The organism is Arcobacter cryaerophilus gv. crypticus (assembly GCF_002993025.1).
Classification (GTDB): Bacteria; Campylobacterota; Campylobacteria; order Campylobacterales; family Arcobacteraceae; genus Aliarcobacter; species Aliarcobacter cryaerophilus_B.
On the sequence record NZ_NXGI01000036.1, the window covers coordinates 1 to 16253 of the forward strand.

At 25.5% G+C, this 16253-nt stretch carries 18 protein-coding genes; 3 read left to right on the forward strand and 15 right to left on the reverse strand.

The genetic code is table 11. The features are described from left to right. Window positions 1–203 precede the first annotated feature (203 nt). The 5 genes from CJ670_RS09585 to CJ670_RS09605 all read right to left on the reverse strand — a co-directional run bounded on the left by CJ670_RS09585 (window position 204) and on the right by CJ670_RS09605 (window position 3923). The gene (locus tag CJ670_RS09585) at window positions 204–821 is read right to left on the reverse strand and encodes a hypothetical protein (RefSeq protein WP_105939797.1); all 618 of its coding nucleotides are present in this window, start codon (window positions 819–821) and stop codon (window positions 204–206) included. Beyond that, on the reverse strand, window positions 818–2017 hold the full coding sequence (locus tag CJ670_RS09590; protein ID WP_105939798.1) for an ArnT family glycosyltransferase: 1200 nt from the start codon (window positions 2015–2017) through the stop codon (window positions 818–820). Before CJ670_RS09590 ends, CJ670_RS09585 begins: the two co-directional genes overlap by 4 nt. Window position 2018: 1 nt before the next feature. Next, window positions 2019–2588 (reverse strand): anthranilate synthase component II, encoded by a 570-nt coding sequence (locus CJ670_RS09595; RefSeq protein ID WP_105912379.1) that lies wholly within the window; start codon window positions 2586–2588, stop codon window positions 2019–2021. Window positions 2589–3064: 476 nt separating this feature from the next. Further along, a complete protein-coding gene (locus CJ670_RS09600) occupies window positions 3065–3277 on the reverse strand; it encodes a hypothetical protein (RefSeq protein ID WP_105939799.1) in 213 nt (70 codons plus the stop codon). Next, the gene (locus CJ670_RS09605) at window positions 3264–3923 is read right to left on the reverse strand and encodes a zeta toxin family protein (protein WP_165785210.1); all 660 of its coding nucleotides are present in this window, start codon (window positions 3921–3923) and stop codon (window positions 3264–3266) included. The genes CJ670_RS09600 and CJ670_RS09605 overlap by 14 nt, the downstream gene beginning before the upstream one ends. A 438-nt stretch (window positions 3924–4361) precedes the next feature. Between CJ670_RS09605 and CJ670_RS09610 the strand changes: the two genes are divergently transcribed. The 3 genes from CJ670_RS09610 (at window position 4362) to CJ670_RS09620 (ending at window position 7857) form a co-directional block, all read left to right on the forward strand. Beyond that, complete coding sequence (locus CJ670_RS09610) at window positions 4362–5369, forward strand: Fe(3+) ABC transporter substrate-binding protein (protein WP_105939801.1); 1008 nt, start codon at window positions 4362–4364, stop codon at window positions 5367–5369. Window positions 5370–5515: 146 nt separating this feature from the next. After that, entirely contained in the window at window positions 5516–6928 is a 1413-nt protein-coding gene (locus tag CJ670_RS09615; protein ID WP_228154241.1) for an ABC transporter permease, read from the forward strand. Beyond that, window positions 6925–7857 (forward strand): ABC transporter ATP-binding protein, encoded by a 933-nt coding sequence (locus tag CJ670_RS09620; protein ID WP_105939803.1) that lies wholly within the window; start codon window positions 6925–6927, stop codon window positions 7855–7857. The genes CJ670_RS09615 and CJ670_RS09620 overlap by 4 nt, the downstream gene beginning before the upstream one ends. 92 nt (window positions 7858–7949) lie before the next feature. Here CJ670_RS09620 and CJ670_RS09625 read toward each other — a convergent pair whose 3' ends face one another. From CJ670_RS09625 to era, 10 genes are read right to left on the reverse strand one after another with little or no spacing between them, the layout of a single operon-like run. Then, window positions 7950–8612 carry a nucleotidyl transferase AbiEii/AbiGii toxin family protein gene (locus tag CJ670_RS09625; protein WP_105912385.1) on the reverse strand — a complete coding sequence of 221 codons (663 nt, stop codon included), beginning with the start codon at window positions 8610–8612 and terminating at the stop codon, window positions 7950–7952. Beyond that, window positions 8602–9051 carry a hypothetical protein gene (locus CJ670_RS09630; RefSeq protein WP_105939804.1) on the reverse strand — a complete coding sequence of 150 codons (450 nt, stop codon included), beginning with the start codon at window positions 9049–9051 and terminating at the stop codon, window positions 8602–8604. Before CJ670_RS09630 ends, CJ670_RS09625 begins: the two co-directional genes overlap by 11 nt. A 46-nt stretch (window positions 9052–9097) precedes the next feature. Continuing rightward, window positions 9098–9385, reverse strand: coding sequence for an HTH domain-containing protein (locus CJ670_RS09635; protein WP_105939805.1), 288 nt, complete (start codon window positions 9383–9385; stop codon window positions 9098–9100). A 25-nt stretch (window positions 9386–9410) separates the two neighbouring features. Beyond that, the gene (gene folE, locus CJ670_RS09640; protein WP_105939806.1) at window positions 9411–9983 is read right to left on the reverse strand and encodes a GTP cyclohydrolase I FolE; all 573 of its coding nucleotides are present in this window, start codon (window positions 9981–9983) and stop codon (window positions 9411–9413) included. A gap of 24 nt (window positions 9984–10007) precedes the next feature. Next, the gene (gene corA, locus CJ670_RS09645) at window positions 10008–10958 is read right to left on the reverse strand and encodes a magnesium/cobalt transporter CorA (RefSeq protein WP_105912395.1); all 951 of its coding nucleotides are present in this window, start codon (window positions 10956–10958) and stop codon (window positions 10008–10010) included. A gap of 10 nt (window positions 10959–10968) precedes the next feature. Then, window positions 10969–12153: a type II secretion system F family protein gene (locus CJ670_RS09650; RefSeq protein ID WP_105939807.1), complete on the reverse strand. Its 1185-nt coding sequence runs from the start codon at window positions 12151–12153 to the stop codon at window positions 10969–10971. Continuing rightward, on the reverse strand, window positions 12153–13508 hold the full coding sequence (locus CJ670_RS09655; protein WP_105939808.1) for a GspE/PulE family protein: 1356 nt from the start codon (window positions 13506–13508) through the stop codon (window positions 12153–12155). The genes CJ670_RS09650 and CJ670_RS09655 overlap by 1 nt, the downstream gene beginning before the upstream one ends. Beyond that, complete coding sequence (locus tag CJ670_RS09660) at window positions 13483–14196, reverse strand: hypothetical protein (RefSeq protein WP_105939809.1); 714 nt, start codon at window positions 14194–14196, stop codon at window positions 13483–13485. Before CJ670_RS09660 ends, CJ670_RS09655 begins: the two co-directional genes overlap by 26 nt. After that, the gene (locus tag CJ670_RS09665) at window positions 14180–15067 is read right to left on the reverse strand and encodes a hypothetical protein (protein ID WP_105939810.1); all 888 of its coding nucleotides are present in this window, start codon (window positions 15065–15067) and stop codon (window positions 14180–14182) included. Before CJ670_RS09665 ends, CJ670_RS09660 begins: the two co-directional genes overlap by 17 nt. A gap of 38 nt (window positions 15068–15105) precedes the next feature. Beyond that, the gene (gene era / locus CJ670_RS09670) at window positions 15106–15990 is read right to left on the reverse strand and encodes a GTPase Era (protein ID WP_105912400.1); all 885 of its coding nucleotides are present in this window, start codon (window positions 15988–15990) and stop codon (window positions 15106–15108) included. Window positions 15991–16253: the final 263 nt, after the last annotated feature.

The window sequence follows — 16253 nt, forward strand, 5'->3', positions numbered from 1 at the left end:
TATTTATATCTTGTTTCATTTTTTTTACTTTTAACAATCATTATATTTAGTTTACAAAGATTACTTCTTAAACTTCATACATATTTTAAAGAACTCAATCTCAACCCTGTGGTCAAATTGGACGGGAATTATAGTGCCTTTTTTTCCTTTTGTCAAGAGTGTTCCCTTAAATTTTGGTTAAATTTTGGAATTTGTTAAAAATGCTAATTTATTTTTTCTATATAGCCTGTTTTTGGATAAATTATAATATCTTTAAACTCTTTTGTTTTTGAAATAAATCTAATAGTGCATGGTTTTTTAAGTTCTAGATTTTCACTTGTTAACTGTGTATATATCTTACCATCAACACCAAAAGAGATTTGTCCTAAAGAAGTTGTTGTATTACAAGATATTTGGACATCTTCTATATTGTAATTTTTCAAAAGTACAAAAGGGCTATTTTCGGGATTCTTTTTACAATAATTTGAAGTAAAAATATATTTATTTGTAAGTGGGTCTTTTAAACTCTCTTCTTGACCAGGATGTCCTTTGTCATTTGTTTCACTATATATAGTAAAATAGATACCACCACCTTCATCTTCTCTACATCTCATAAATTTTAGTGTCCATCGACCTTTGTACCAATTATTTGCTTCAGGTTCAAACATTTCAAATTTATCATCTACTAAAGCTTTGTATCTTACATAATTTAAATATATTAAAACTCTATTTGTGACCTCATCAAGCTTATAATTTGGCAACTTTGGTGTAAAAACTGTATATAAAATACCTAAAATTACAATTACAAAAACTAACTCTAGGATTAAAAATGTTTTTTTCATATTAGTTTTTTTATGTAAATTGTAAATAACTCTTTTTCGTAATAGTATATAGATATTTTATCATCGTAATTATAAAACTCTTTCGTTGATAAATAGTAATCATTTCCTTCTTGAATTTCATAAAATTTTAGTCTCAATAACAAATCTTTATCATCTAAAGCTATATTATTTATTTCTCTAATTTTAAGCTCATTTGATAATTCTTTAGCAATATGGTATTGATAAACAAAGTGTTTTTGAGGATTTTGAATTATTAAATAAAGAGGTTTGTTTACAAATGTAAAAACAACATTTATCCCCAACATTAATACTATTAAAATTGCAATAATATTGTAATTTGTTCTAAACTCTTTTAATCTTACTCTATATGAATGTAAAAACATTCTCATCATAGATGGTATGGCAATAACAACATAAGGGGCAAAATCTTCTATATATATTTTTTGTCTAAAAGATACTAATATAGATAAAATAAGTGCCGTTGCTGAAATATAAGTCGTTAAATCCGTTTGTTTGATTATTATTAATCTATAAATAACATACAAAAAATATAAAAATAGTATTGGAGAGAATATAGCTGCATAAATTCCAACAGTATCTATTAAGAAGCCTCTTGGTTTTCCATCCGTTGATATACCATAAATAAATAGTGAAATTACAAATAATATTGATGATATATACAACAATTTTCTATCATTTGTTTTTAATGAAAACAAAAATAGTGCTAAAAAAAGTATTGCAAAAGAGTTATCAACTAGTAGTAAAAATGGTAATAAATAGTATAAATGCTTTTTATGTTTTTGATAAAAATAGATGTATAAAAGAGTAAAAAAAGTAACAATAATAGCTGTATTTACAAGCAATGAAGCACTCAAAACTCCAGGAAGAGACATAAAAATCAAAACAGATATAAATCTATCTTTTTCATATTTGAAATAATCTTTTGTAATCAAAAACATTAAAATAACACTTAAAAAATAGAAAATAATAAAAGGTGCTCGCAAAGCTAAATCATTGTGTCCAAAAATATATGTAAAAAAGTTTGTGATAATCGACAGTATTGAACTGTTGTAATATAAATTTAAAGCCTCTTTATATGAGATACTTAAAGAGTAATTTGCTGTTATAAGCAACAAAGATACAATAAAAAATAAAATTAGATAAAAATAGATTGTATATTTGTTTTTTATAAGCATTTTATATCTTTAAAAAGTTATCTATAATTTTATGTCCATGTTCACTCATAATTGATTCAGGATGAAACTGAACTCCATAAATATTTTTACCCTTTATCTCTAAAGACATAATTTCACCATCATCAATACTTTTTGAAGTTACAATAATCTCTTTTGGTAAATCCTCTTTCTCTACAATCAATGAGTGGTATCTTGTTTGTGTAAACTCTTTTGGCAAGGTGTCAAAAATTTTCGTATTTTCTAAAACCTCTATTTTTGATGTTTTACCATGCATCATATTTTTTGCTCGTACAACTTTTGCTCCAAAAACCTGAGCTATTGCTTGATGTCCTAAACAAATTCCAAATATTGGTTTTTTTCCTGCAAAATACTCTATAACTTCTAAACAAACTCCCGATTCATTTGGAGTAGCAGGTCCTGGTGAGATTATAATTTTGCTAGGATTTAGTGCAATAATTTCATCTAAACTTAACTCATCATTTCTTATAACTTTTAAATCAGCTCCTAGTTCTAAGCAATATTGAACAATATTGTATGTAAAACTATCGTAGTTATCAATCATTAAAATCATTTGTCTATATCCTTATTAAAGCCCTATTTTATAAGGGTTTAAGAAATCTTTTTTAAATTTATTCAAATCTTTGCTACCCTATAGCTACCCATTTTTGTATTTTTTATACCGTTATAGACTATTTTGGGTAGCAAAATATAAAACAACAAAAAATCTTTAGATTGTACCTAATTTATATTTAGAAAATTATCTACTACAAGTGTATATCAGCAATTAAGTTTCTTATTTTTATTTTTTTACTTTAAAAATCTTATAAAATTGACCTTTTTATTCGTTATCAAATTGAAATGATTGATAAATATCGACAATTAGGATTAACAAGGCTAGAGACAGCAGTCGAACTTGGAATTAGCCTATCATTTCTTGATAGGCTTTTAAGAGAAGGGGTTGGTTTACCAGCTTACAGAAAAATTGGTAAATCTCAAAAACCTAGAATAGTTTTTCCTAAAGAATAATTAGTAAACCAAATTATTCTTTTATTTATTAAAAAAGTTTTCCGTAATTATTTTTTCTTGTAGCTGGATATTTTTAGCCATTTGTCTAATTTTTTCATCTTCTTCATAAAGAGCCATTTTCTTTTGTACAAACTCTTCAGCACCAGCTATATTTTTGGATTTATCAATTATGTCTTTTTGTAATTCATTTATTCTATTTAATGCATTTTTCATAAAATCATTATCTAATTTCAAAATTTTCTCCTATTTTATTTATAATAAAAGCATCATCAACATTTTTATAAAAAGAATCATTCGTCTTGTCTATAAAATGTAGATTTATACTCTCTTGAAATATTAATTTTAATTCCAAAACTGTATTGTAAGAGTTTATATTACTTTTTATAAATACATCTTTTGGAACTTTCCTATGTGTTACAACTTCTCTTCTTGTTGCATATTCAAAGCAAACTTTTGGATCGTTATAAAGATAATATATGTCGACATTATAGCATCTTTTTATCAGTCTTTCAATATTTTGAGAAGCCAAATCAACATTGGATAAATTTGAATCTAAAATTATTGAAAAACCCTGCTTTAGAGAATAATTAAAGAGTTCGTTAAATCCTCGACTTGAAGCTTTTTGGAATAAATCTGAATTTTGACCATCATATCCAACAGGTTTAAAAAAATCTCTTATAGTATCTGTATCAATATGTAAAAAATTTGGATTTGTCTCTTTAAAAAAAATACTTAATTCAGTTTTACCAACGCCACTCATACCAGCAGTAAAAATAGCAATTTTTTCATCAATAGGATTTATATTTGCTGTATATTTTTGTAAAAAAGTATTCTTATTTTGGTTTAAATAGTCAGTTGCAATCTTTTCAAATTTATTCAATTTAAAATCCTCCATACTAAATGTAACTTATATTATATCTTTAAAACTCTTTTAAAATTAGATTGTTAAAAAAATATTAGTATAAATACTTAATTATGGGTACAAATTATTCAATACGTCTTGAGTAGCTTCAAAAAACGGAAACATTTGAACACTTTTTAAATAAAACCAAAAAATCAGTTTTATTTAAGATAAGGATATTTTCTAGATTAAATATACTTCTAAAAAACATTTTAGGAGTAGAATTGAAGAAAGTATCAATGAAAAAAATAGTTGAAGTATTAAGACTTCATTAAAATCATCTTTTAAATCATAAAATATAAAATTCCATACTTTTGATAATCATTCTTAATATTAAGAGTTATTAAAGCTTTCTTACTATACTATTTCCTTTTAAATTTAAAAATTAGATATTATAAAATAAAAAAGGATGGTTAAATGCTTAAAAAATCGCTACTTTGTTCGCTATTTTTTGCAAATATTTTATTTGCTACTAGTGAAGTAAATGTATATTCACAAAGACATTACGACTCAGATAAAGCTTTGTTCAAAAAATTTGAAGAGAAAACTGGTATTAAAGTAAACCTTATAACTGCAAAAGCGGAAGAGCTTGTTTCAAGATTATCAATTGAAGGTGCAAATAGCCCATCAGATATTCTTATAACTGCTGATATTGGAAATTTATATGAAGCAAAACAGAGAGATTTACTTCAAGGTGTTAGTTCAAAAATATTAGAAGAGAATATTCCAGCTCATCTAAGAGATGAAAATGGAAGCTGGTTTGCTATTACAAAAAGAGCTAGACTTTTCGTTTATAATCCAAAAACTATAAATCCTGCACAACTAGATGACTATTTTTCACTTACAAAACCTGAATTTAAAGGAAAAGTGATAACTAGAAGCTCAACAAATGCTTACAACAAGTCACTTCTTGCTTCAATTATTGCTCATCACGGTGAAGAAAAATCACTAGAGTTTGTAAAAGGTTTGGTAAATAACTTTGCAAGAGCTCCAAAAGGTGCTGATAAGGATCAAATAAGAGCAGTTGCCTCAGGTGAAGCTGATATTGCTATTGTAAACTCTTATTATTTAGGAGTTATGGCAAATAGTGGTGATAAAGTTGATGAAGAAATAGCAAAAGAGGTAAAAGTATTTTTTCCTGCACAAAAAACTACAGGTGCACATATAAATATCTCAGGTGCTGGTATTACAAAATTTGCTCCAAATAAAGAAAATGCTATAAAATTAATTGAATTTTTGACAAGTGTTGAAGCTCAAGGACAATTAGCAGAAGGAAACTATGAATATCCTGTTAATCCAAAAGTTAAACCAGCTGGAATTGTTGCTTCTTGGGGAGAGTTCAAAGAAGATACAATACCTTTAAATGAAGTTGGAAAACAGACACGAAAAGCTGTTGAAATAGCAACTAAAGGAAACTGGAGATAAAAAATATAAAGCTTTTAGTAGCCCCAACTTTGGGGTTACTAATCTCATTACCGATTTTAATACTAATAATATATTTTCTCTTTAATGGCTCTTTTAATAAAGAGTTTTTAGAGAATAATTTTTTATTAGAATATTCATTAAATACATTGTATTTAATAATAGGTACTGCAATATTTGTAGTAATAATTGGTGTAATAACTTCCTACTTAAGTGCTAGATTTGAGTATTTTGGTAGTAAGTTTTTCTCCGTTTGCTTCATACTTCCTTTGGCATATCCTGCATATATTTTTGGTTATACATATGTTGGTTTTTTTGAATTTCGTGGACTTTTATCACAACTTTTAAATGACACATCTATTAAACTTGATATTTTAAATATGAGCGGAGCTATTTTTATCTTTACAATTGCAATGTTTCCATATGTTTTTATACTAGCTCGTGTATCTTTTGGAATGGTATCAAAATCAGTTGTAGAGTTAATATCTTTGTATAAATTAAATCCAATAAAAGCTTTTTTCAGAGTTTATCTTCCTTTAACATATCCAGCGATTTTTGCTGGAACAATTTTAGCTATCATGGAAACTTTAAGCGATTATGGAACAGTTTTATACTTTGGAATTGAAACTTTTAGTGTTGGAGTTTTTAAATCTTGGTTTGGTTATAACGATTTAGGTGGAGCTATAAATATTGCAATTATTTTACTTGTTTTTGTATTTTTAATTCTTTTAGTAGAGCATAATATTAGAAAAAAACTTCGATTTTCTAGCTCAACAAACAGCAGCGAGAAAGCATTAAAAATAAAATTAAAAGGAAAATATAATTTTTTTGCATTTTTAATATCTTTTATAATTTCACTTTTTACACTTTTTATTCCTACTGCTGTTTTACTTTATTGGACTTTTTTGGATATAAATACTCTTGATTTTACTGCATTTGAATATCTATTTAATACTTTAAAATTAAATATAGTTTCTAGTTCTTTTATAATATCTTTGGCTTTTTTTATAGTATATTATTTAAGATTTTTCCCTACAAAAGTATCAAGCTTTACTCACAAAGTTTCAATGCTAGGATACTCTATTCCTGGTGCTGTTGTTGCAGTTGGACTACTTTTAATAGCAAATTATTTAGACCGAGGTTTAGGTTTTATGTTTTTTAGTGGTTCATTTATAATTTTAATTTTTGCATATACTACAAGATATTTTGCAGCAAGTATTGGTAGTGTTGAAAATGGTTTTAGCAAAATAAATAGCTCACTAGATGATACAAGCCGTATATTTTGTAAAAATGAAAAAGAGTCTATTTTTAAAATATATCTTCCTATTTTAAAACCTTATTTGCTTAGTGGTTTTTTGATTTTATATATTGATATTGCAAAAGAACTTCCAGCAACTTTGATTTTAAGACCCTTTAATTTTGATACTATAGCAGTAAGAATCTATGAGTTAGCAAGTAATGAGATGCTTTATAAAACTGGTTTTCCATCACTTATTTTGGTTATTACAACTGCTAGTGCTGTGTTGCTTTTAAATTTTAAACCCAAAAGAAAGAAAAAATGAAAAAAATAGTTGAAATTAAAAATTTAAGAAAAATATTTTGTAAAGGCAATATTTGTGTTGCAAATAGTTTAAATCTTGATTTAATAGAAGGCGAAATTTTTACAATTTTAGGAACTAGTGGAAGTGGAAAAACTACATTTATAAGAATGCTTGCAGGACTTGAAAAACCTGATTTAGGTGAAATAAAAATAGATGGAAATATAGTTTTTTCAAAAGATGTTGATGTAGAACCAAACAAAAGAGGAGTAGCTATTGTATTTCAAAACTATGCTCTTCTTCCTCACTTAAATGTCGCTTCAAATATAACTTTTGGAAGCAGTGCTAGCAAAGATGAATTAAAAGAGATTTTAGAAAAAACAAAACTAAAAGGGCATGAAAATAAATACCCTCATGAACTAAGTGGTGGTCAGCAACAGCGAGTTGCTCTGGCACGTGCTGTTATAAACAAACCAAAAATACTCCTACTTGATGAGCCTTTAAGTAACATAGATACGGAACTGAGAAATATTTTAAGACTTGAACTAAAAGAGATGATAAGAGAGTTCAATATAACTGCACTTTTTATCACGCATGACAAAGAAGATGCTTTTTTCCTATCTGATAGAATTGCAATTATGAATGGTGGAGATATTTTGCAAGTTGGTACTTGTAAAGAACTTTATAATAATCCAGCAAATTTATACTGTGCAAATTTTTTGGGAAAAATCTCACAAATATCTGAAAATTCATATATAAGACCAGAAAATATAAAAATCTGCCAAGATGGTAAAACTGAAGCTATGATAAAAGATATTGTCTTTTATGGAAGTTTTTATGAAGTTACAGTTGTTGCAAATAACAAAGATTTGATTGTTTATAGTTTTGATGATAACCTAAAAATTGGGCAAAATGTAAAATTAAACTTTGAAGATAAGATTTTAAGATTTTAGATTGTTAAAATAATATTCTTACTCTGTTCAATCTTTTCATAGTATCGGTTCTATAGGGTTATTAGGTTTTGCAATTTGTTTTTTCAAATTTTTCAAATTTTTTTAAGTACTTCTTTTTTTATCTCTTCAAAAGATAAATTAACTCTACTTTGTTCATCAAGATATACAGCTTCATCATCTTTTGCTTCTTTTTTATCTAAAATAAATTTTATTAACTCATCTTTTGAAGATATATTTTTAAGCTCTTTAGAAATAAGTAAAATCTCATGAAAAGAAGCTATTTTATTTTCTAAAATTGCTCCAAAATCAAACATATCTCTACTTTTATCTCTTTGAAAAAATGCCACAAGTTTAAGTTTTGCAATACTTTTTATATCCAAAACTTTTAACTTTGAGTTATCATAAGCTATAAACTCTGATTGTTTTAAAATCTCTTTTTGTATAGCTCTATTTGCACAAAAAAACTCTATTTTTACATCGTCAAGGATAAATTTTAAAATATACTCATCTGGAAAAAGTCCCGCTAAACGAAGAGCAAAAACATTTTCATCTTCTATTTTTTTTGCTCCTAAGCTTTGCATAGCAGAAATTATATTTTTATATTTAAGTATTTTTGGAGAAGTTATATCAATATCTTCTGAAACTCTATGTTTTATATAATAAGATAGTGCAGTTCCTCCTACAAAATATAACTCATCTTCAAAAATATCTAAATCTTTTATTTTGTCCAAAACATCTATTACACTAGAAGTCATTTATAACTCCTAAAATCTCTTTATAAATAGGATTTTCTTTATAGTTTCCATTTAATTTTATATCAACTCCACTTGTTGAAATATAACCTTTTTTATAAAGTTTTTTATATTTATCTTCAAGTACAGCTCTAACCATATTTTTACCAAACTTTCCACATAGAGTATTAATATCTTCTCTATTTAAAGTTCCCAAATAGTTTGAGATTATAGAATAAACTTTTTGATAGCTTTTTTGATTTGTTTGCCAAAAAATGTTTACAGAAAAATCTTTTGGATTAAACTCTATAGTATCATCTAAATCTACAACTGCTATTTTATTTTTTGCTTCTTCATAGTCAATATTTTCTAAAAGTGTATAGAGCCTAATTCTTGATTTTTTCCAGTCTCTTAAAGTTCTTTCTGGTAAATCTAATAATTTGACTATTTGTTGCTGAGTCATAAAAACACCTAATTTTTTATAGATTATAGGCGAATATCGCTTATATTTATTTTAAAAACTGATTTGTCAAAGATGGAAACAAAGATTTTATACCACTAAAAATTGCAAAGTTTTTAATATCATCAAAGTTTAGTTTACCAACTGCAATTTCATCTAAAAAGAACTCTTTGCCCTCTTTTTTTATATCAAAATATGAAAATCTAGCCATATCTCGCTCTATTGTTCTTCTTGATACTCCAAACTCATGGGCTAAAGATTCTATAGTTAATCTCTCACCTTGATTTAGTTTATAAATAATGAGAGATAATCTAGTGGCTAATTTATCGTGTTCCAATTTATGTTTCCTTCTATTTCAAAATCTACTTTTGAAAAGAAGCCGAAACTATACTCAAAAACTCATCTTTTGTTTTTTTATCACTTTTAAAAAGCCCTCGCAAAGAAGATGTAATAGTCGTAGAACATATTTTTTGCACTCCACGCATTTCCATACACATATGTCTTGCATCAACAATAACAGCAACACCTTTTGGCTTTAAATGCTCATTTAAAGCATCACAAATTTGCTCAGTAAGTTGCTCTTGAATTTGTAATCTTCTAGCATATACATCTACAACTCTAGGAATCTTTGAAAGTCCAACAACCTTTCCATTTGGAATATAAGCAACATGTGCTTTTCCAATAATAGGCAACATATGATGCTCACAAAATGAGTAAAACTCAATATCTTTTACAACAACCATCTCATCATTTGTAGATGTAAAAAGTGCTTTTTGAATAATCTCTTTTGGGTCAAGTTTATATCCACTAAACATAAACTCATAAGCTTTTCTTACTCGCTTTGGAGTATCCAAAAGTCCTTCTCTTGTAACATCTTCATCAATATAATTTAAAATACTCTTTATTGAATTTTCAAACTCTAACTCTTTATCCATAATATATTATTCCTTTTAAAAATTTCATATCCAACCTTTTTTTCTAAAGATTATCAAAGGTGTAATAGCTGATAAAATCATAATACCAACTGAAAATAAATATCCATAATCCCAATTAAGCTCGGGCATAATCTCAAAGTTCATACCATAAATACTAGCAACTAGCGTAGGTGGAAGAAAAATAACATTTACAATAGTAAAGATTTTTATAACCTTGTTTTGTTCAACACTTAAAAGTCCTACAAAAATACTTTGTAAATAATCAAGTCTTTCAAAATTAAAATTTGTATGATCAATCAAAGACCTAATATCCTTTAACATAACAGGAAGTTCACTTTTATCATCTGAATTTTTTTGCGATTTTAGCAAAGAGTTCAAAATCCTCTGTTTATCTGTAAGATTTTCTCTAATTTTCATATTTAAGTTTTCAAATGCTGACATCTGTTCTAATAAATCTTCATTATCTACATCATCATTAAATGCTTGTTTTCGTATTGCTGCAATATCTCTTCCTAAATTTTCTATAATATCAGCATCTGCATCGATTCTAATATCTATAATTTGTGAAAATATCGAATATCCTGTTTTATACTCTCTTGGACTTGCAAGTAGTTTTCTTATTGACTCATCAAAACTTGCTAGTTTTTTATATCGAACAGATATCAAAAGTTCATCTTGTAAAATAAAAGAAACTGTCTCATTTACAGGCTCTTTGCTATCATTTATAAGAAAATAACTATTTATCTCGATTCTATTATCTTCTTCCCAATATCTAGAACTTAGCTCAATCTCTTCACTCTCTTGTTTTGTAGGAAACTCGATATTAAAAATACCTTCAATAGCTTTTACCTCTTCAATAGTCGGAAAAAGCATATCAATCCAAATAACATTTCTTCTATCTTCAATATCATTTAGATACTCAACACCCTCGACTACAGTCAATCTGTGTTGTTTTTTTATATAACAATTAATCAAGATTTCTCCTTTATCTAATCAAACTTCCCATTTCCCAAATTGGTGTAAATATAGCAATAACTATAAATAAAGTTAAACTTGCCATTACTAGAAGAAATATGGGCTGTATCAATAAAATTATAAAATTTACACTATCATCAAATCTATTTTTATATATCTTTTTAACTTCATAAATTGTAAGCTCCAAAGAGTTTGAAACTTCACCTGTATTTAAAAGGTTCAAAACTATATCATCAAAAACATCTACATATTTAAATGAATAACTAATTGTTTTACCATTTTGTAATAAATTATCAATAGTGTGTATTTTATCCAACAAATATTTGTTTTTTACTAAAAGCCTTGAACTTTCAAATGCTTTGTGGAATTCATACTTTGATTTTTGCATTATATCAATCATTAAAAATAGTTTATAAAATTCAAAATTTTGGTATATTTTACTACTTATTGGAAGAGTTTTAAACAAAAATCTATCTGCAAAAAAACTAAAACTCTTGCTCAATTTATAGAAAATCCAAATAAAAAATATAAATAAAATAGGAATAGAAACTATAAAAATAGTATTGTTTAAAAAGAAATCTTCCGTAGCCAATAAAATTTTTGTAGCAACTGGAAGATTATTTTGAGATTGTGCAAATATTGTTTTAAAATTTGGAACAACAAATAAAAATATTATGAAAATTGATATTAAAAAACTAATTAATAAAAATATTGGATACGAAATAGCTTTGTAAAAACTCTTTTTTATATCTTTTGTTTCATTCAAAAGTATAGAAATTGCCTCAATATTCAAATCTAAATTTGCACTATTTTGAGAAATTTGTAAAAATGATTTAACTATATGGTCAATTTTAAACCTTTTTAACTCCTCTTTTATTGGTTTAGAGTTTGAAAATGCATAATTTATAGTTTTTAAAAACTCTACAATTTTTTTATCTTTCCTATTTTTTGTTAAAATTTCCAAAGCATCGCTTATATTTATATTTGATTTTAGCATCAAATTTAATTCATAAAATAGTTGTCCTAATCTCTTATTATCAATTCTAATCTCTTTTTTTAATATATTAAATACCCTATTTATCTCTTTTATTTCTAAAATATTTTTGGATTTTTTAATCAGCAAAAGTTTATCATTATCTACAATATCTACTTTGATTTTGCCATTTTCTTGATATTTTACTCTATACTTTTTCATTAATAATTTACCACTTTATAAACCTCTTCTAAAGTAGTAAAACCTTCTTTAACCTTTTGTTTCCCATCATCTAACATTGTTTTGAAATTTATATTTTTTAAATACTCTTTTAATTCATTAAAACTAGCTTTTTTAAATATCAAAGAGGAAATATTCTCATCAACTTTTAAAATCTCAGCAATAGAAGTTCTATCATAAAACTTTGTAAAATTACACTCTTTACAACCATTTTCACAACTCTTACAGTGAGCCAAAACCAATCTTTGAGCCATAACTGCTTTAAGAGTTGTTGAGATTAAAAATGGATCAGCTTTTAAATCTATTAACCTTGTAATGGTTTCTATAGAACTTGAGGAATGAATACTTGCAAGTACTAAATGTCCTGTTAATGAAGCCTGAAGGGCAATATCTAGTGAAAATTTATCTCTTATTTCACCAATGAAAATAATATCAGGATCTTGTCTTAAAATATTTTTTAAAACCAACTCAAAACTAAGCCCTACTTTGTTATTTATTGGAACTTGGTTTATGCTATCGATTTTGTATTCAATCGGGTCTTCAACTGTTATTATTTTTTTCTCATCACAATTTAGCTCTTTTAAAATGGAATAAAGTGTTGTAGTTTTTCCACTTCCCGTTGGTCCACTAATCAAAATCAAACCTTGAGTAAGTTTTAATATATCTTTTAAATCTTCATAAATATTTTGACTAAGACCTAAATCATCTAATCTTTTATCTATATTTTTATTATCTAAAACTCTTAAAACAATTGATTCAGCTTCAATTGTTGGCATTGTTGAAAGCCTAAAATCATACTTTTTATTATTAATATTTCTTGAAAATCTTCCATCTAGTGCCAAACGAATTTGTGTCATATCAAGATTTGATATTAGCTTTACAAATGATGAAAAAACTCTAAATAACTCACTATCAAAACTAAAAAAGATTTTCAATCTTCCATCAACTCTTAATTTAAACAAACACAAATCTTGATACTTCTCAATATGAATATCACTTGCTCTTTGCTCAATTGAGTAAAGTATTAACTCATCTAAAAAATATGATGTAAACTTCTCATCATCATTTGAAGATATAGATTTTTGTGCGGCTTTGTGAAGTATCACTCTTTTTTCAATATTTGCTAAAATAAAAAGAATATCACTCTCTTTTTCTTCTACAAAATTTATAATTTTTACAAAATCATCTTTTATATTATCTATTTTCGAACTAGAACAAATAGCTATTTTTAAACTAATACTATCTTCATATATTGGCACAATTTTATTTTGTACAAAATACTCTTTGTCATATTTTTCAAATAAAGTGTAATCAATTTTTGTTTTTAAAATACTCAATGCTATTTACCTCCAATTTTATAATATCTTTATCATTTTTCAATATCACATAATCATTAGCAATAGTTTCTATTTTATATCCTAAAACATCATCATTTAATTCAAACCAAGTATCATTTATAAAAGTATTATTACCTACAATTGCATTTATTTTAAATTCTGGCTTTACTATATTTTCTTCTAAAAGTTCATCATTTTTAGTTTCAATTATCTCTTCTTGCTCTATATTTATTTTCTCTTTAGCTTTTTTATTTTTAAAATAATATTTTGATATATCGACCCTTAAATCTATTAAATAAGAATCATTTTCAAGCTTTTTCAAACTCAAAAAAACAATTTTTGTAAAATTATTTATTTCTTCAATCTTTTCTAAAAAATTTAATAAATCATCTCTTTTACCTTTTGATTGAATTATAATTTCATCTTTTGAACTTTGAGTTTTATAAACAATCAAATTTTCATTTTTTGCAATATCTTCGATTTTATTTGACAGTTCCAAAACAGAATCAGTGAATTTTTTATTTTCTATATTTAACAGCTCACTATTTTGATTATTTTGTTGTTCTACAATTTTTTCATCATAAAATAGTAAATATAGTAAGAATAAACAAAGAATAGGTAGTAAATAAAGCTCTATTTTTATTTTTAAAGAGCTATTTTCAAAACTATTTTTAAAGTTTGCCAACATCAATTGTAGCCTCAAAAATTTTACTCTCTTCTATAAAATGAGTAGAAGATGATATTACATTGTCACAGCTTTCTAAAAATTTATCAATATTTTGCTTATTTGAAGAGCTTACAACAATTTTTCCCGTACCATGTCTATAGTCAAAAGAGTTTAGAACTAATCTGTTTTTATCAATATTTTTTGATATAACATAAAATTTTTCTTCAAAACTATTAAAAGCAATTTTCGATTTTATTGATTCAAAATCTATAGGTTCTTCTTTTTTTTCAACAATATTAAAGTATGTATTGTAAAAATAGTATCCAAAAAATAAAACAGATAAAAGATAAAATATATAGATATAAAATGAGAAATTAGCTTTTAAATCAATATATTTTAGTCCTTCTTTATTTATATATTTAGTATTTATTTGATTTTTATTAATAAAGTCTTTCTTTAGCTTTTCAAATTCATCTTTTGAAACTATTTTTATACTAGAAATATTAATATTAAATTTTTTATTTAAAAACTTTACAAAATCATCTTGGTTTAAATCTTGATTTATTTTTTGATAATAAAAAAATCTCTTATCTTTGAAAATTACAAAAAAATTACTACAAATTAAAAGTTCAAAACCTTCAAAATCTCTATTTTCATAGTAAGTATAAAATACTTCAAAATCAAAAAAACTAAATTGTGAATTTACTACAAAAACTTGATACTCTTTTGCATATTCAAGATAGTTTACATACAATTTATCACTATTTTCTAAAGATATATTTTTTAATTTTAAGTTTGATAAAACAAAACTTTTTAAATATCTATAATCTATTTTTTCAGTAACTTCAATATCAACAACGACAATATCATTACTATTAGCAAAGAAAACCATATTTTCCCCTAAAAAATAGATTTAAAAATAGTTTAAAACTATATATCCATATCATAACCCATAGATTTTAATGCATCTTTATTCTTAGTCCAATTTTTCTTTACACTAACAAATAGCTCAAGAAAACATTTTTTACCACTAAGTTTTTCTATTTTAATTCTTGCAGCTTTTCCTATTCTTTTAATAGCAGTAGCTTTTTGTCCAATAATCATACCTTTTTGGCTATCTTTTTGGACAATTATAGTAGCTCTAATTACATCAACATTTGGTTTTTCTTCTATCTTATTTATCATTACATCAGCTTCATAAGGTATTTCATCACTAATATTTTCAAAAACAGACTCTCTAATAAACTCTTTATACAAATCTCTCAAATGTTCAGTTGTCATAATCTCAGGATCAAACAAATATGGATGCTCTGGCAAATACTTAACTACAACATCCAAAATATCTGATTTTTTTGTAGCTTTTTTTATAGATATTGGTATCATTGCTTCATATTTTTCTTGATACTTTTCATACTCTTTTAATTTAGTCATCAATTCATCATTATTAACAAAATCTATTTTTGTAAGAAGTAAAATATGTTTTGTATTTTTCTTATTTTTTTCTAAAAAATCTTCATAATATTTCAAACTATCAGTCACAGGAGCTAAAAAAAGTATTAAATCACAATCTCCCATAGCTTTTAAAGCTTCATCTAACATAAATTTATTAAGAAGTTTTTCTGTTTCATGAATTCCTGGAGTATCAACAAATACAACTTGATCATCTTCATGCATTACTATAATATTTGATCTTCTTCTTGTTGCATTAGCCTTATGTGAAACCATAGCTATCTTTTCACCAACAAGCCAGTTTAAAAGTGAACTTTTACCTGCATTTGGACGACCAACAACCGAAACATACCCGCATTTTGTCATTATTTTATTTGCCTTTTTCTATAAGTTTATAATAGTAGCATAAATTTTATTTTTTTTTAGTTTATTTTCATAATTTATAATATGATTTATAATTTTAATAATATAAAGAGGGAACTAAAAGCAATAAAAAAGCTTACCTTGACCTACTATTGTTTTTCTTAGTAAGACAAGATAAGCTCTTGGGGGGATTTGTAAAACTCAATGAGCTGGCAGCGACCTACGTTTCCACAGGGGGACCCTGCAGTATTATCGGCGATGAAGTG

Excerpts from the sequence above, each read along its gene's own strand:
- CJ670_RS09585 (WP_105939797.1), bottom strand. The coding sequence starts at position 821 with ATGAAAAAAACATTTTTAATCCTAGAGTTAGTTTTTGTAATTGTAATT.
- CJ670_RS09590 (WP_105939798.1), bottom strand. The coding sequence starts at position 2,017 with ATGCTTATAAAAAACAAATATACAATCTATTTTTATCTAATTTTATTT.
- CJ670_RS09595 (WP_105912379.1), bottom strand. The coding sequence starts at position 2,588 with ATGATTTTAATGATTGATAACTACGATAGTTTTACATACAATATTGTT.
- CJ670_RS09610 (WP_105939801.1), top strand. The coding sequence starts at position 4,362 with ATGCTTAAAAAATCGCTACTTTGTTCGCTATTTTTTGCAAATATTTTA.
- CJ670_RS09620 (WP_105939803.1), top strand. The coding sequence starts at position 6,925 with ATGAAAAAAATAGTTGAAATTAAAAATTTAAGAAAAATATTTTGTAAA.
- CJ670_RS09625 (WP_105912385.1), bottom strand. The coding sequence starts at position 8,612 with ATGACTTCTAGTGTAATAGATGTTTTGGACAAAATAAAAGATTTAGAT.
- CJ670_RS09630 (WP_105939804.1), bottom strand. The coding sequence starts at position 9,051 with ATGACTCAGCAACAAATAGTCAAATTATTAGATTTACCAGAAAGAACT.
- folE (WP_105939806.1), bottom strand. The coding sequence starts at position 9,983 with ATGGATAAAGAGTTAGAGTTTGAAAATTCAATAAAGAGTATTTTAAAT.
- CJ670_RS09650 (WP_105939807.1), bottom strand. The coding sequence starts at position 12,153 with ATGAAAAAGTATAGAGTAAAATATCAAGAAAATGGCAAAATCAAAGTA.
- CJ670_RS09660 (WP_105939809.1), bottom strand. The coding sequence starts at position 14,196 with ATGTTGGCAAACTTTAAAAATAGTTTTGAAAATAGCTCTTTAAAAATA.
- CJ670_RS09665 (WP_105939810.1), bottom strand. The coding sequence starts at position 15,067 with ATGGTTTTCTTTGCTAATAGTAATGATATTGTCGTTGTTGATATTGAA.
- era (WP_105912400.1), bottom strand. The coding sequence starts at position 15,990 with ATGACAAAATGCGGGTATGTTTCGGTTGTTGGTCGTCCAAATGCAGGT.